15 protein-coding genes are annotated in these 14,760 nt (G+C 49.7%); 14 read left to right on the forward strand and 1 reads right to left on the reverse strand.

Annotated elements, in window-relative coordinates:
* Positions 1-3: 3 nt before the first annotated feature.
* The 4 genes from AC2UZI_RS06520 to trmD all read left to right on the forward strand — a co-directional run bounded on the left by AC2UZI_RS06520 (position 4) and on the right by trmD (position 2,140).
* Positions 4-249, forward strand: a complete 246-nt coding sequence (locus AC2UZI_RS06520) for a sulfurtransferase TusA family protein (protein ID WP_486943000.1) — start codon at positions 4-6, stop codon at positions 247-249.
* Positions 250-380: 131 nt separating this feature from the next.
* Positions 381-641: a 30S ribosomal protein S16 gene (gene rpsP, locus AC2UZI_RS06525; RefSeq protein ID WP_486943001.1), complete on the forward strand. Its 261-nt coding sequence runs from the start codon at positions 381-383 to the stop codon at positions 639-641.
* A gap of 44 nt (positions 642-685) precedes the next feature.
* On the forward strand, positions 686-1,288 hold the full coding sequence (gene rimM, locus AC2UZI_RS06530; protein WP_486943002.1) for a ribosome maturation factor RimM: 603 nt from the start codon (positions 686-688) through the stop codon (positions 1,286-1,288).
* Positions 1,289-1,381: 93 nt separating this feature from the next.
* Entirely contained in the window at positions 1,382-2,140 is a 759-nt protein-coding gene (gene trmD, locus AC2UZI_RS06535) for a tRNA (guanosine(37)-N1)-methyltransferase TrmD (protein WP_486943003.1), read from the forward strand.
* A 101-nt stretch (positions 2,141-2,241) separates the two neighbouring features.
* Here the strand turns inward: trmD and AC2UZI_RS06540 are convergent, their stop codons facing one another.
* A complete protein-coding gene (locus tag AC2UZI_RS06540; RefSeq protein WP_486943004.1) occupies positions 2,242-5,097 on the reverse strand; it encodes a valine--tRNA ligase in 2,856 nt (951 codons plus the stop codon).
* A 251-nt stretch (positions 5,098-5,348) separates the two neighbouring features.
* On the opposite strand from AC2UZI_RS06540, the gene ndk reads away from it, so the two are divergent.
* The 10 genes from ndk to hfq all read left to right on the forward strand — a co-directional run bounded on the left by ndk (position 5,349) and on the right by hfq (position 14,690).
* Positions 5,349-5,774, forward strand: coding sequence for a nucleoside-diphosphate kinase (gene ndk, locus AC2UZI_RS06545; RefSeq protein ID WP_486943005.1), 426 nt, complete (start codon positions 5,349-5,351; stop codon positions 5,772-5,774).
* A gap of 43 nt (positions 5,775-5,817) precedes the next feature.
* Positions 5,818-6,972, forward strand: coding sequence for a dual-specificity RNA methyltransferase RlmN (gene rlmN, locus AC2UZI_RS06550; protein WP_486943006.1), 1,155 nt, complete (start codon positions 5,818-5,820; stop codon positions 6,970-6,972).
* A complete protein-coding gene (locus AC2UZI_RS06555; RefSeq protein ID WP_486943007.1) occupies positions 6,972-7,460 on the forward strand; it encodes a helix-turn-helix domain-containing protein in 489 nt (162 codons plus the stop codon). Before rlmN ends, AC2UZI_RS06555 begins: the two co-directional genes overlap by 1 nt.
* Positions 7,457-8,740, forward strand: coding sequence for a flavodoxin-dependent (E)-4-hydroxy-3-methylbut-2-enyl-diphosphate synthase (gene ispG / locus AC2UZI_RS06560; protein ID WP_486943008.1), 1,284 nt, complete (start codon positions 7,457-7,459; stop codon positions 8,738-8,740). Before AC2UZI_RS06555 ends, ispG begins: the two co-directional genes overlap by 4 nt.
* 43 nt (positions 8,741-8,783) lie before the next feature.
* Positions 8,784-10,073, forward strand: a complete 1,290-nt coding sequence (gene hisS, locus AC2UZI_RS06565) for a histidine--tRNA ligase (RefSeq protein WP_486943009.1) — start codon at positions 8,784-8,786, stop codon at positions 10,071-10,073.
* A gap of 3 nt (positions 10,074-10,076) precedes the next feature.
* Positions 10,077-10,712 carry a YfgM family protein gene (locus tag AC2UZI_RS06570; protein WP_486943010.1) on the forward strand — a complete coding sequence of 212 codons (636 nt, stop codon included), beginning with the start codon at positions 10,077-10,079 and terminating at the stop codon, positions 10,710-10,712.
* Between the two features lie 2 nt (positions 10,713-10,714).
* On the forward strand, positions 10,715-11,875 hold the full coding sequence (gene bamB / locus AC2UZI_RS06575) for an outer membrane protein assembly factor BamB (RefSeq protein ID WP_486943011.1): 1,161 nt from the start codon (positions 10,715-10,717) through the stop codon (positions 11,873-11,875).
* A 5-nt stretch (positions 11,876-11,880) separates the two neighbouring features.
* On the forward strand, positions 11,881-13,257 hold the full coding sequence (gene der / locus AC2UZI_RS06580) for a ribosome biogenesis GTPase Der (RefSeq protein WP_486943730.1): 1,377 nt from the start codon (positions 11,881-11,883) through the stop codon (positions 13,255-13,257).
* A complete protein-coding gene (gene hisC / locus AC2UZI_RS06585) occupies positions 13,254-14,342 on the forward strand; it encodes a histidinol-phosphate transaminase (RefSeq protein ID WP_486943012.1) in 1,089 nt (362 codons plus the stop codon). The genes der and hisC overlap by 4 nt, the downstream gene beginning before the upstream one ends.
* A gap of 111 nt (positions 14,343-14,453) precedes the next feature.
* On the forward strand, positions 14,454-14,690 hold the full coding sequence (gene hfq / locus AC2UZI_RS06590; RefSeq protein WP_486943013.1) for an RNA chaperone Hfq: 237 nt from the start codon (positions 14,454-14,456) through the stop codon (positions 14,688-14,690).
* Positions 14,691-14,760 lie beyond the last annotated feature (70 nt).

Raw genomic sequence — 14,760 nt, forward strand, 5'->3', positions numbered from 1 at the left:
ATCATGACTAATCTTGAAACCATAGAATTTCAGCTCGAAGTTAACGCTTCGGGCTTGAAGTGCCCACTTCCAATTTTACGTGCCAAAAAGGCACTTTCTCAAATTGAAAGTGGGCAAGTCCTAAAGGTGTTAACCACTGATACGCACGCAATCACTGATTTTCAGGCGTTTGCGCGGCAAACAGGAAACACCTTGCTTAAGCAAGAAGAGAGTGACGGCGTTACCGTGCATTTTTTGCAAAGACGCTAGCTTCTTTTCCTATTTATGTTGTTTTTATTCGTGTTTATTACCATCGCGAACGAAGTTAAATTACCGTTCGCACCTAGATGGTGGTAAAATCTTTCGTTTTACACTTTTACCTAACAAAAAAGGGATTATCAATGGTGGTAATTCGCCTGGCCCGTGGTGGCTCGAAAAAGCGTCCGTTTTACACTGTAGTAGCCGCCAACCGTAGCGATCGTCGTGATGGTCGTTTTATTGAGCGTCTGGGCTTCTACAACCCCGTAGGTGGTGAGAACCAAGAAAACCTACGCCTGCAACTCGATCGTATTGAATACTGGACAGAGAAGGGTGCGCAAATGTCGCCAGCCGTTACTCGTCTCGTTAAAGAGTACGCTAAAGTTGTAAACGCAGCAGCTTAAGTGCTACCCCGTAGTGTTCGCCATATCATTTAGTCAGAGTTTTAATGCCCGCTGTTCCAGACGATCTTGTTGAACTTGGGCGTGTAGCCTCAGCTTATGGTGTGCGTGGTTGGGTTAAAATTCAACCACACGCGGCTGGTGGCGAAACATTACGTGCAGTTAAGCAGTGGTGGTTAAAGGCGCCCAATCCTAATGCAAAAAAGGAGGGCGTTTTTTCATCTGTATTGCCTTTTTCGGTAGAGCAGTCGCGCCTGCATAGCGGCACAGTTGTGGCTTTATTTGACGGTTTTACTAACCGTGACCAGGCTGAGGCGCTGAAGGCGCATACGGTGTGGGTGTCGCGGGCAAGTTTTCCCGAGTCCGCCACGGAAGAGTATTACTGGGTCGATCTTATCGGCTGTGTGCTTTACGGCGAACACGATGGTCAGCCTGCGCTACTGGGCAAAGTGGTTGATGTTTTTGAGAATGGCGCCCATGCGATTTTGCAAGTAGAGTGCGGTTCCCTTGATTCTGATAACCACTTCACGCCTACGTTAACAGCGCGCGGCGGTAAAACGATAGAATTGGTGCCCTTCGTTAAGGCGCATGTTCATACTGTTGATCTTCAACGTCAGCGCTTGGATAGTAATTGGCCGGTCGATTTATAAATCGTGCGGTACCGTCATTCCTACCTAATCTAGGCGAGTTTTATCAGGCTACGTTATTTTTAGACTGATATCGTCATAAGGCAAAGCGTTATTATGCGTATTGACGTCGTCACATTATTTCCTGACATGTTGGCTATGCTCGCAGAGCAGGGCGTAAGCGCTAGAGCAATTAAGAAGCAGCTCTGGAGCCTGCATACATGGAACCCCCGCAGTTATACGGCAGACGTGCATCGTACCGTGGACGATCGCCCTTACGGCGGTGGGCCGGGTATGGTGATGCTTGCTGCTCCGCTGGATGCGGCGTTGGACGAGGCTGTAGCTCACCGTCGTGAGCACGGGTACTCCGAGTCGCCAGAGGTAATTCTGCTCAGTCCTGTGGGCGAGTTGTTTACCCAAGCCACGGCACAGTCTTTGGCTCAAAGCGAGGGTGCGATATTCATATGCGGTCGTTATGAAGGTGTCGATCAGCGTTTTATTGATAGCCGAGTTACCAAAGAGCTTTCGTTGGGCGACTTTGTGTTGTCAGGCGGTGAAATTGCTGCATCGGCAATGATTGATAGCGCAGTGCGTTTGTTGCCGGGTGCATTAAATGGCGAGCTCTCAGCGGCGCAAGATTCCTTTCATGAGTCCAACGACGGACTTTTAGATAGCCCGCATTACACACGGCCTGAATGCTATCGTGATGTGAAGGTGCCCGAGGTTTTGCTATCCGGTAATCATCAGCATATCAATGTATGGCGTCGTCAGCAGTCGTTGAAACTAACGGCCCAACGTCGACCCGACTTATTACTTAAGGCGCGAGAGCTTGGCTTGTTAAGCGAAGCTGATGAGTGCTTTTTAAAAGGCTTATAAGTTGATTTGTTTGCTCTGATTTGTTGATGCGTTTAAGAATAAAAAATGCCGCACATACTATGGAATGTGCGGCATTTTTGTTTTTTATAGAAACCTTATGCTTAACTTGATAAGCGTTCCAGTTGAGCTTCTACTTTAACAAGTGTTGCGCCAAATTGGCTTAAACGAGAACGTTCTTGCTCGACCACAGCGGCGGGTGCGCGCTCTACGAAACTGGCATTAGCGAGCTTGCCTTCTGCTTTAGCAATTTCTGTACGTAGGCGTTCGATCTCTTTGTTTAGCCGTGCGGTTTCTTCGGCAATATTGATTTCTACTTGCAGCATAAGTTGAGTGCTGCCCACGACTTGCACAGGGGCGCCTAGGTCAGGTAGCGACTCATGAATTTCTACGCTTTCCAGTTTGGCGAGCGCTCGCAAGTAAGGACTGTTGCGCTTAAGGGTGGCCTCGTTGCCTTGAGCAAGCAGGGGGACACGCTCTGCCGGAGAAAGGTTCATTTCTCCCCGTAACGCACGAATGGCATCCACTTGTGCTTTCAGTTCGGCAATGGCGTCCTCGGCAGTCTCATCAATTTTACCGAGATCGGCCACTGGGTAGGGCTGCAAGCTGATGCTGGTATCTTCGTTTGCGCCTCGTTTGCCGGCTACGACAGCCACTTTCTGCCACAGCTCTTCCGTAATAAAGGGGATGATGGGGTGCGCGAGGCGCAATAAGGTTTCCAAAACAGCGATGAGTGTACGGCGAGTGCCCAATTGTTGGGCTGGGGTTCCTTGCTGAATTTGAACCTTGGCTAACTCTAGATACCAGTCGCAGTATTCGTCCCAAGCGAAGTGGTAAATTGAGTTGGCAATGTTATCAAAGCGGTACTCGGTGAAACCACGTTCTACGTTACTTTCAAGGCGTTGTAACTGGCTGATAATCCAGCGATCGGCGACTGATAAATCGCTAACGCCTTGGTTTTCGCCTAGGGCGTGATCTTGCGTATTCATCAATACGAATCGCGTGGCGTTCCATAGCTTATTGCAGAAGTTGCGGTAGCCTTCGCAGCGTTTTAAGTCGAAATTGATATTACGGCCCAATGTGGCGTAAGCAGCCATCGTGAAGCGTAAGGCGTCGGTGCCGTATGCAGGGAAGCCATCGGGATAGTCTTTGCGAGTACGTTTCTCAATATTTTGTGCTTGGCGCGGGTTCATTAAACCAGTCGTGCGCTTGGCAATTAAGGATTCGAGGTCAATCCCATCAATGAGGTCAACGGGGTCAATGGTGTTGCCCCGAGATTTACTCATTTTTTTACCTTCCATGTCACACACCAGGCCGTGTACATAGACCGTTCGGAAGGGTACTTTTCCTGTCATGTGCATCGACATCATCACCATTCTGGCAACCCAGAAAAAGATAATGTCGAAACCGGTAACCAGTACGCTAGACGGGAGGTATTTATCGAGGTCGGCTGAAGGGGTAGGCCATCCTAAATCGGTGAATGGAACCAGAGCCGACGAAAACCAGGTGTCGAGAACGTCTTCATCGCGTCGTAGGCTACCTGTGATCCCTGCGGCTTTGGCTTTTTCTTGTGCTTCGGCTTCAGTGCGAGCAACAATAATTTGACCGTCTTCGCTGTACCAGGCGGGAATTTGGTGGCCCCACCAAAGCTGGCGTGAAATACACCAGTCTTGAATGTTGTTTAGCCACTGATTGTAGGTGTTGGTCCAGTTTTCTGGGTAAAACTGGATGCGTCCGTCGGCCACCACATCAAGGGCGACTTCTGTAATGCTTTTGCTGGGATGCAAGCTGTCGGCAGGAGCAGCTTTGCTCATGGCGACAAACCATTGGTCTGTCAGCATGGGCTCAATAATAGTGTTAGTGCGATCGCCGCGAGGCACCATTAACTTATGGGCTTTAACGTGTTGAAGCAGGCCCATCGAGTCTAAGTCGTAAACGATTTTATCTCGTGCAGTAAAACGGTCTAGTCCACGGTAGGCTTCGGGGGCATCATCGGCTATTTTGGCGTCTAAGCTTAGGATGTTAATTAGCGGAAGGCTGTGGCGTTGTCCTACGGCATAGTCATTGAAGTCATGCGCAGGAGTCACTTTGACGACGCCTGTTCCGAAATCCTGATCTACGTAGTCATCGGCAATAATCGGTATCTCTCGTCCTACCAACGGCAAAGTGACGGTTTTTCCGATCAGGTGTTGGTAGCGCTCGTCGTCGGGGTGTACCATAACCGCTACGTCGCCTAACATGGTCTCTGGGCGCGTGGTGGCGACAACTAAATGACTAAGGCCATCGATGGCTTGGGTAAGTGGGTAGCGAATTTCCCACATGTGGCCATCCTCTTCTTCACTAACCACCTCAAGGTCTGAAACGGCCGTACCCAGAACAGGATCCCAGTTTACTAGACGTTTTCCACGGTAAATTAGACCCTGTTCGTATAGGCGTACAAAGACCTCTGCAACGCCAACAGAAAGGTTGTCATCCATCGTGAAGTATTCACGATCCCAATCGCAGGAAGAGCCTAGTCGACGGAACTGCTCGGTGATGGCGCTGCCAGATTTCTCTTTCCACTCCCAAACTTTCTCGACAAATTTTTCCCGACCTAAGTCGTGACGCGACACGTTTTGCGCATCAAGTTGACGTTCAACCACGATTTGTGTGGCAATACCCGCATGATCGGTTCCTGGGATAAAGGCGGTGTCATCGCCACGCATACGGTGATATCGAGTTAAGCCGTCCATAATCGTCTGGTTAAAGGCGTGTCCCATATGTAGGGTGCCCGTGACGTTTGGTGGGGGAAACTGGATAACAAAAGGTTGGCTTTGGTGGTCGGCCTGTGGCGTTACGTGTTGGCCACTATTGAAGAAACCACTGCGCTCCCAATGTGCGTACCATCGAGCTTCAATTTCATTGGGCTCGAAACTTTTTGCGAGTTGGTCTGGACTAAGGGTAGGGGATGTTTTAGTCATTGTGTTGCGAGTTATAGCAGCACAGCTTTTCACGCCAAAGGGCGCTTATGTGTGCCGAAAAATAAGGTACAAAAAGCAATCATTTTATGATGCTGCGATGCTTCGTGGGCATGGTAAAATGGTCGGTTGCCGTAAAAGCTTTAAAAGTGGTTGTTTTTATTGTTAAAAACAACGCTTGTATTTAATCGGTCGTTTTCTCCATCTATAAAGGGGGCGAACGACTACACTCTTCGTTTATTCTGGAATTTTACATGGCTATTGAACGTACACTGTCTATTATTAAACCCGATGCTGTAGCAAAAAACGCAATTGGTCAAATTGTGGCTCGTTTTGAGCAGGCTGGTCTTAGCATTGCTGCGGCTCGCATGGTGCATTTATCCCGTGCGGAAGCCGAAGGTTTCTACGCTGTGCACAAAGAGCGTCCTTTCTTCAACGATCTTGTTGAGTTCATGATCTCAGGCCCTGTGTTCGTGCAAGTGTTGGAAGGCGAGAACGCTATTCTAAAAAACCGCGAATTAATGGGTGCTACAAACCCCAAAGAAGCTGAAGCTGGCACCATTCGTGCTGATTTCGCTGAAAGCATTGACGCGAACGCTGTTCACGGATCAGATGCTGCTGAAACGGCTGCAGTTGAAATTGCTTACTTCTTTCCGGCAAGCCAAGTCTACAGCCGTTAATTGCTAAAAACGCGCTGATTACTCTGCGCCAAAAAATTGTCATATGTCTGATACTACTTCTACTCCTCTTAATTTATTAGGTTATGCTCCCGAGCAATTAACCGAGCTTGTCGCCCAATGGGGTGGCAAGCCGTTTCGTGCTCGTCAGTTGCAGCGTTGGATGCACCAACGAGGGGTGGATGATTTTGAACAAATGACAGATTTGGCGCGGAGTTTTCGCGAGCAATTGTCAGAACACTGCTCCATTTACGCACCGGATGTTGTACATGAGCAGCGTTCTGCCGATGGCACCCGTAAGTGGTTGTTCGATGTAGGTAAAAACAATTCGGTGGAAACCGTGTTTATACCTGAGGATGATCGAGGAACCTTATGTATTTCCAGCCAAGCGGGTTGTACCGTGGCATGCCCGTTTTGTTCGACAGGTTATCAAGGTTTTAATCGTAACTTAACGGCAGCCGAAATTATCGCCCAGTTATGGCACGCGCGACGAGCGCTCATGCAAGAACCTGATAGTTCGCGTATTAACGCGAACTCGTCCGCTCCCCAACATCGGGTCGTAAGCAATGTGGTCATGATGGGAATGGGCGAGCCACTATTGAATTACGATCAAGTATTAATTGCGTTGCGGTTAATGCTTGATGATAATGCCTATGGGCTGTCGCGTCGTCGCGTAACGGTATCCACATCGGGTGTGGTTCCTTTCATGGACCGATTGGCTCAAGATTGCCCCGTAGCACTGGCCGTATCTTTACATGCTCCCAACGATGAATTGCGAGATAAGTTGGTGCCGTTGAATCGCAAGCATCCGTTGCGCGAACTTCTTGATGCCTGTAACCGATATTTAGAACATGCACCGCGTGACTTCATTACCTTCGAATACATTATGCTTGACGGTATTAACGACAGCGACTTGCATGTGAAGCAACTGCTCGATATTGCCCGTGAAGTGAAATGCAAATTCAATTTGATTCCTTTTAATCCTTTTCCGCAGTCAGGATTAAAGCGCTCCTCTAATCAGCGAGTTCGCGAATTTGCTCAACAGTTGATGGACGGGGGAGTCATCACGACGGTGCGAAAAACACGCGGCAATGATATTGATGCGGCGTGTGGGCAGTTGGCAGGCGATATTCGTGACCGGACACGCATTGATCAGCGTTTACCCGAGCGCGGCACCATCATGCTTAAGCAGGAATCCTAATGAGCCAGCCCCCTACGTCAGATTTCCAAGATGCGGCGTCGCCGGCTGTCAGTAATGTGGGTGCATTTATACGCCAATTGCGCGAGTCACGTCGATTATCCGTTGCTGATGTTTCGGCCCGTCTAAAGTATTCATCGGCGCAAATTAAGGCCTTAGAGTCGGATGATTTCGAACGTTTGCCTCAGGGCGCGGCCTTGCGTGGTATGGTTCGCAATTACGCCCGTTATTTGAACACTGACGAACATGCTGTGCTGTCCATGCTTGATCAGCAAGCAGGAACGGCACCCATGCCCGCTATCGCACGTAGCGCTGATGCCTCGTGGGTAAGCGCCGATATGCCACTGTATGCCGAGCCAAAACAGCGAGCTTGGGGATGGATGTTAATAATCGGCGTCCTGCTATTGGTGGTGGTGTTTTACGCATTAGATCGAGGCTGGATTCCAGACTCGTGGTTGTTATTCGACTGGCTTAAAGATCTTAAACAATGACGCAAATCCTGACTCCTTTCGCGAATGAGGCCCCGCTACAGATCGGAGCAAACCCACGTTCAATGACTCGAGCGGTAACGGTTTCTTGGGGCGAAAATAAGGTGGTGATCGGTGGGCAAGCGCCTGTTGTGGTGCAATCCATGACAAATACCGATACGACTGAAGCCATTGCTACGGCCATTCAAGTTAAAGAGCTAGCGTTGGCTGGTTCCGAATTGGTTCGTATCACGGTTAATACGCCTGAAGCGGCTAAAGAAGTGCCCGCCATACGTGAGCAACTTGATCGTATGGGGGTTAATGTCCCCTTGGTTGGTGATTTTCATTACAACGGCCATAAACTACTCAGCGACTATCCTGATTGTGCGCAAGCACTGTCTAAATATCGAATTAACCCTGGAAATATGGGGGGAGGGAAGCGTCGCGACGATAATTTCGCCAAAATGATCGAGGTGGCCTGTCGTTACGATAAGCCCGTCAGAATAGGTGTTAATTGGGGTAGTTTGGATCACGAGCTGATGGCTCGCATGATGGATGACAATAATAAGCAGGCTCAGCCATGGGGCGCGCAAGCAGTAATGCGCGATGCCTTGGTTATTTCTGCTATTAGTAATGCACGACGGGCAGAAGAGCTTGGTTTGTCGCCTAACAATATTGTGTTGTCGTGCAAAGTCAGCCATGTGCAAGATTTAATTACCGTCTATCAAGACCTTTCATCACGTTGTGATTACCCACTGCATTTAGGTTTGACCGAGGCCGGCATGGGTAGTAAGGGGATCGTGGCATCAACGGCAGCGTTATCCGTGTTGCTGCAACAGGGCATAGGCGATACCATTCGTATCTCGCTCACGCCGGAACCGAGGGGCGATCGAACTCGCGAAGTTATCGTGGCTCAGGAAATCCTTCAAACGATGGGTTTACGTGCTTTTACGCCTATGGTTGTTGCTTGTCCAGGGTGCGGGCGCACCAGTAGTACGGTTTTCCAAGAGTTGGCTGATGATATTCAGCGCTATCTACGCGAACAGATGCCGGTATGGAAAACCCATTACCCTGGTGTTGAAACGATGAATGTTGCGGTAATGGGGTGTGTGGTTAACGGCCCAGGGGAAAGCCGACACGCCGACATTGGTATCAGCTTACCCGGAACAGGGGAAGTTCCTTCGGCGCCAGTGTATGTTGATGGCGAACGAGTGGTGACATTAAAGGGCGATACGATCGCTAAAGAATTTCAAGATATCGTACTGAACTACGTCGAGCGTAGGTACGGTAATCGACCAAACTAACTCCCCGTCAGGGTTTAATAGTAAGAATAGATAAAGAAGAGTTATGACGCAGTCGTTTCAAAAGCTCCGCGCCTTGACTGGCATGAAAGACATTCTTCCCGACACAAGTGCTCAATGGGAGCAATTGGAAGAAACCGTACGCCAATGGTTGGCGAGTTACGGTTATCGAAATATGCGCACGCCGGTGCTCGAGCACACTCAGCTTTTTGCGCGTGGTATCGGTGAAGTCACTGATATCGTCGAGAAAGAAATGTACTCATTTACCGACTCATTGAACGGCGATAAGCTCACCATGAGACCCGAATTTACAGCCGGTATGGTTAGGGCATCGATCGAGCATAATTTGCTTTATGATCGCCCTCATCGTGTGTATGCAATGGGCCCTGTGTTTAGGCACGAACGCCCTCAGAGGGGTCGCTATCGCCAGTTTCATCAAATTGACGTCGAGGCTTTGGGGTTACCGGGGCCGGATGTTGATGCTGAACTTATTTTAATGTTGAATAGGCTCTGGAAAATTCTAGGGCTACGTGATATTCGTCTTGAGATTAATTCGTTGGGCCAAGCGAATGAGCGTGCGGCGCATCGTGAAGCATTGGTGACTTACCTTGAGCAACACAAAGACGTGTTGGATGAGGAAGGGCAGCGACGGATGTATTCCAACCCTTTACGTGTATTGGATACCAAAAATCCAGTCATGCAAGACATGGCCAATAATGCTCCGCGGCTTTTTGATTTTCTGGGTGAAGCATCATTGGCGCACTATCAAGGGGTTTGCGGCCGATTGGATGATGCCGGTATTGCTTACACGCTTAATACGCGTTTGGTGCGCGGCTTGGATTATTACAATCTCACGGTTTTCGAATGGGTGACTGATAGACTTGGCGCCCAGGGGACCGTATGTGGTGGTGGGCGTTACGACGGGCTAATTGAATTGCTCGGTGGTAAGTCGGCTCCGGCTGTGGGCTTTGCTATCGGCGTAGAGCGTTTGCTTGATTTGTGTTCTCAAGAAGCCACCGAGCAAGTTCAGCCCGAATGCGAGGTTTACATGGTTCATCAGGGTGAGGCCGCTCAACGTCAAGCAGCGGTGCTTGCCGAGCAGCTACGAGACCACGGTGTACGCGTTATTGTGCACGCAGGCTCAACGGGGTTTAAATCGCAGTTTAAACGCGCTGATAATAGTGGGGCCATTGTGGCTGTCATTATCGGCGAGAACGAGCTGGCATCGAAGTCTGCCAGCGTGAAATGGCTACGTACTGATGGTATAACCGCAGACGAGCAGCAGCAAAGCATCGCATTTGAACAATTAGCTACAGAACTGAAAGCAAGGATGTAAAGCATGGCCTACGATTTAGAAGAACAGGAAAAGCTAGACGCCATACGTGATTGGTGGGCTCGCTATGGCACGGTTTGCGTGATTCTTGCCTTTGCTGTGGCGGCAGGCATATTAGGTTGGCGCGGATGGCAGTGGTATCAAAGTAGCCAGAACACACAGGCAATGAGTTACTTCGAGGCACTAGAGAGCGCAAGTCGTGAGAACACGCCTGAAGCCCACGCACGTATTACGGCAGCCAGCGAAACCTTGCGATCTGATTTTGCACGGTCTGGTTACACTGGTCGCGGCGTTCTTATTGCCGCCTGGGCATTTCAAGAGCGTGGTGAGCTTGAGGCAGCTAAAGAGCAACTTGAATGGCTTGTTAAGAATGGCCAAGAGTCGGCATTGGTCGCACTCGCCCGATTACGACTTGCCGGAGTCGCGCTTGAACTTAACGATTACGAGTTGGCCTTGAGCAACTTAAGTAATGCACCGGCTTCCTTTGAGGGTTTATATGCCGATCGACGTGGCGACGTGTATGCGGCCCAAGAGCAATTTGAGCAAGCTCAGACTGAATGGGAGAAGGCACTTACAGCGTTAAATGGTGACCCTGTTTCACAAATTGTTCAGCTAAAACTCGATGCGATTGGAGAGCAATAATTATGACATCACGTTCATCAGTTAAAAATATAGCCAAACGCACCGCCATTGTATTTGGCTTAACGGCTCTTACTGCTTGCTCTATGTTTTCTAGCAAGGACCCTCGTTACGAGCCAGCGCCTTTGGCATCCTACGAGGCTGGGGTTTCCGCAGGGGTGCGGTGGACAGTGTCCTTAAGTGGCGGCGCGGGTTTTGGTTTCGCCCCTACAGTGGTTAACAGCCATGTTTACGCAGCTTCACAAGGCGGGCAGGTTGTAAAAGTAGATATTGCCAGTGGACGAACATTGTGGACGAGCAACGTTAATAAAAAGCTGTCTGCAGGGGTCGGAGCCGATGGAAACACGGTCGCCGTGGCCTCGGCTGACGGGACTGTGATTGCATTAAACGACCAAGGTGTTGAAATGTGGACGGCCAAAGCGGCCAGTGAAGTTTCAGTTCCACCGATTGTTGGCAGTGGTGTGGTTGCCGTTCGTAGTAGTGATTATCGTATACAAGCTTTTGATGCTCGTACGGGAGATTTGCTCTGGAGTCTACAGCGTCCCGGCCCTGCTCTGGCTTTGAAAACCAACATTCAAATGGAAATGATTGATGGCTTACTCATTTCGGGTATGCCGAATGGTCGCTTAATGATCATCGATGCGCGTAGTGGGGCAGTCCAGTGGGAAGGAACGGTGGCCGTTTCTCAAGGCGCTACCGATCTTGAACGCATCATTGATGTGGTAGGTGCGCCGCAACTACAAGGGCCGTTGTTATGTGGAGCGGCCTATCAGGGGCGTATTGTCTGCTTCGATGTCTCTCAAGGCGGTGTGCCCGTATGGGATAAAGAGTTTTCCAATAGCGTAGGGCCCGCCTCAGACGCTCAGTTTTTGTATTCTTCAGACAGGCGTGATGTATTGCATGCCTTTAACTTGCGTGATGGAACTCCCGTTTGGACGCAAGACGGCTTAAGAAACCGTAAACTTTCCGCACCTGCCGTAGTTCCTCAGGCTCTTGCCGTGGGTGATTATGAAGGTTTTGTGCATTTGTTGTCTCGCACCGATGGCCGTTTATTAGGACGTGTTAGTGTGGGTGGCGGTGCAATAACATCCCCCTTAATAGGGAGTGATCGTGGTGTGCTAGTTCAGGCACGCAACGGTAATTTGGTATTGGTTGGCGTCAATTGAATCGCATCGCATTTAAACCCGTTGTAACGTTGGTCGGCCGCGCTAATGTCGGCAAATCCACGTTATTTAACCGCCTGACTCGTTCGCGTCAGGCTTTAGTGGCTGACTTTCCTGGCTTGACACGCGACCGTCACTACGGTGAAGGGCGCATGGGGTCACGCCCTTATCTCATCGTGGATACTGGCGGTTTTGAACCGGTATCTAAAGAAGGGATGCTGCGCGAAATGGCTCGGCAAACGCATCAGGCCATTGCAGAGTCTGATGTGGTGATTTTTCTAGTCGATGCTCGTGAAGGACTTAACCGACTCGATTATGATATTGCTCAGTTACTGCGTCGCTCGGGTCAACCTGTCGTGTTGGCGGTCAACAAGGCAGAAGGCATGCGTTATGGCGCTGCGGCGGTTGACTTTCACGAGTTAGGCTTAGGCGAGCCTCACCTGATTTCCGCATCCCATGGGGATGGGGTGGGTGAGCTCATTGAGGAAGCGTTAGGTTTGGTTCCGATGCCTGAGCAGCAGCCTGAAGAAGTGGTGTTCGATGAAAATGCGGTGGATATCGACGCCGATACCAATCATCGTATCAAACTAGCAATCGTTGGACGCCCTAATGTGGGGAAGTCCACGTTCATTAACACCTTGCTGGGTGAAGAGCGGGTCATTGCCTTTGATCAGCCCGGTACCACACGCGATGCCATTGAAATTGAATTCGAACGTGATGGCGTTCCTTACACGTTAATTGATACGGCGGGCCTTAGACGTCGAGGCAAGGTTTTTGAGACCATCGAGAAATTCTCGGTAATTAAAACCTTGCAGGCTATTGAGGCTTGTAATGTCGTGCTGTTAATGCTTGATGCACAAACGGAGATCTCTGACCAAGATGCAAGTATCGCAGGCTTTGTGCTAGAGACGGGCAGGGCGTTGGTAGTGGCGATTAATAAATGGGACGACTTGGATAGCTACAAGCGTGAGTGGGTTCAGCGTGAGTTCGATCGTAAGTTGCGTTTTTTGAATTTCGCGAAAGTTCACACGACTTCGGCACTGAAAGGTCAGGGCATTAATCCGGTCATGAAATCGGTGCGTAAAGCCCATGCAGCCGCTTTCCGCCGTCTCCCAACGCCGCAGCTAACGCGCGTAATACATGACGCTGTTGAGCAGCAACAGCCTCCGCGTAAAGGTATCTTTAGGCCTAAGTTGCGTTATGCGCACCAAGGTGGTCAAAACCCACCTTTGGTTATCGTGCACGGGAATGCTTTAGAGGCTATTTCAGACTCCTACAGGCGTTACTTAGAAGGTCGTATTCGTGAGGTTTTCGATCTGGAAGGTACGCCGCTGCGTATAGAAATGAAATCGTCTCGCAACCCTTATCTTACGGAGAAGAAGTGAGCCGTCTTTTAAGTGATCATTTAAGCGCTTTGCAGCCTTACGTACCGGGTGAGCAGGCCGTACTTGATAACCTGCTGAAGCTTAATACGAATGAGCATCCCTGTGGGCCTTCCCCCAAGGCCATTGAGGCCATTCAGGCAGCCGCCTCAGAAACGTTGCGCCTATACCCAGACTATCAAGCTCGCGATTTACGCGAAGCTATCGCCGAGCTGCATAATGTAGACGCCGATAATGTCTTTGTGGGTAATGGTTCAGACGAGGTGCTGGCTCATATATTTAGTGCCTTATTTCTGCGGGGAGGTAGAAAGCTACTTATCCCTGATATCAGTTATAGCTTTTACACCACCTATTGTCGCTACTATCAGGTGCCATTCGAGGTCGTGCCTTTGGCCGACGATTTTAGTATTCGTGTAGACGATTACATTAAGCCGCGAGAGCAGGCCCCCGTTGGTATTCTGCTCGCCAACCCAAACGCGCCGACCAGCTTGTTACTGAGCTTAGCGCAAATTGAGGCCATGCTTCAGGCTCATCCAGACTCGGTAGTGGTGGTGGATGAGGCCTATATTGATTTCGGCGGTAAGTCGGCCATTGCATTGCTATCCAAATACGATAATGTTGTTGTGGTACAGACCTTATCGAAATCCTATGCCTTAGCCGGTCTGCGAGTGGGCTTTGCTGTTGCAAGCAAAGCAATCGTGGCGGGCCTTATTGCAGTGAAAGATAGCTTTAATTCTTATCCGCTGGATGCCTTGGCACAGGCTGGCGCAACGGCGGCGATTAAGGATCAGCCACATTTACAAAAAGCGTGTGAAGGTATTATTCAGTCGCGTACTGATTTAAGTCAGCGCTTAACCGAGCTGGGCTTCAATGTGCTGCCCTCTCATACCAACTTCGTATTTGTCAGCCATCCTCAGCACGAAGCGGTCCAGTTGCAAAGGGCGTTACGTGAACAAGGCATTTTAGTGCGCCATTTCTCACAAGCTCGTATTCAAAACTACTTGCGTATCACTGTAGGTAGCCAGAAGCAATGTGACCGGTTAATTACAACGCTTGCGTCGGTAATGGAAGGCAAAACGTTAGTTTAAGTAACAAAATACAGTGTAGGTCGCATCTTTGGATGCGGTTAGCGGGAAAACCCTGTAAAGTATACCTACGATAGATTAACCTGAAAAAACAACATAATTGGAGCATAACCAATGAGCAACAAAGGGCAAATATTACAAGACCCATTTCTAAACGCCCTACGTAAGGAACATATTCCTGTTTCTATTTATCTCGTCAACGGCATCAAGCTTCAAGGCCAGATAGAGTCGTTCGATCAGTACGTAGTTCTGCTACGCAATACTGTGACTCAAATGGTATATAAGCACGCCATTTCCACCGTAGTGCCCGCTCGTCCGGTCTCGTTAAAATCGGATGAAGACGCTGAGTAAGCGTCGGTCGTACCCCCTCTCACCCGCCACTTTATGCATTAAGGTAGCGGGTATTTATTTAGAGGCTCAA

Source organism: Paenalcaligenes sp. DL 463 (assembly GCF_057475185.1).

Bases quoted from the DNA above. Each gene is read 5' to 3' on its own strand.
- AC2UZI_RS06570 (WP_486943010.1), top strand. From the start codon at position 10,077: ATGGCCTACGATTTAGAAGAACAGGAAAAGCTAGACGCCATACGTGAT.
- ndk (WP_486943005.1), top strand. From the start codon at position 5,349: ATGGCTATTGAACGTACACTGTCTATTATTAAACCCGATGCTGTAGCA.
- trmD (WP_486943003.1), top strand. From the start codon at position 1,382: ATGCGTATTGACGTCGTCACATTATTTCCTGACATGTTGGCTATGCTC.
- hisS (WP_486943009.1), top strand. From the start codon at position 8,784: ATGACGCAGTCGTTTCAAAAGCTCCGCGCCTTGACTGGCATGAAAGAC.
- rimM (WP_486943002.1), top strand. From the start codon at position 686: ATGCCCGCTGTTCCAGACGATCTTGTTGAACTTGGGCGTGTAGCCTCA.
- rlmN (WP_486943006.1), top strand. From the start codon at position 5,818: ATGTCTGATACTACTTCTACTCCTCTTAATTTATTAGGTTATGCTCCC.
- AC2UZI_RS06540 (WP_486943004.1), bottom strand. From the start codon at position 5,097: ATGACTAAAACATCCCCTACCCTTAGTCCAGACCAACTCGCAAAAAGT.
- bamB (WP_486943011.1), top strand. From the start codon at position 10,715: ATGACATCACGTTCATCAGTTAAAAATATAGCCAAACGCACCGCCATT.
- hfq (WP_486943013.1), top strand. From the start codon at position 14,454: ATGAGCAACAAAGGGCAAATATTACAAGACCCATTTCTAAACGCCCTA.
- AC2UZI_RS06555 (WP_486943007.1), top strand. From the start codon at position 6,972: ATGAGCCAGCCCCCTACGTCAGATTTCCAAGATGCGGCGTCGCCGGCT.
- rpsP (WP_486943001.1), top strand. From the start codon at position 381: ATGGTGGTAATTCGCCTGGCCCGTGGTGGCTCGAAAAAGCGTCCGTTT.
- AC2UZI_RS06520 (WP_486943000.1), top strand. From the start codon at position 4: ATGACTAATCTTGAAACCATAGAATTTCAGCTCGAAGTTAACGCTTCG.
- ispG (WP_486943008.1), top strand. From the start codon at position 7,457: ATGACGCAAATCCTGACTCCTTTCGCGAATGAGGCCCCGCTACAGATC.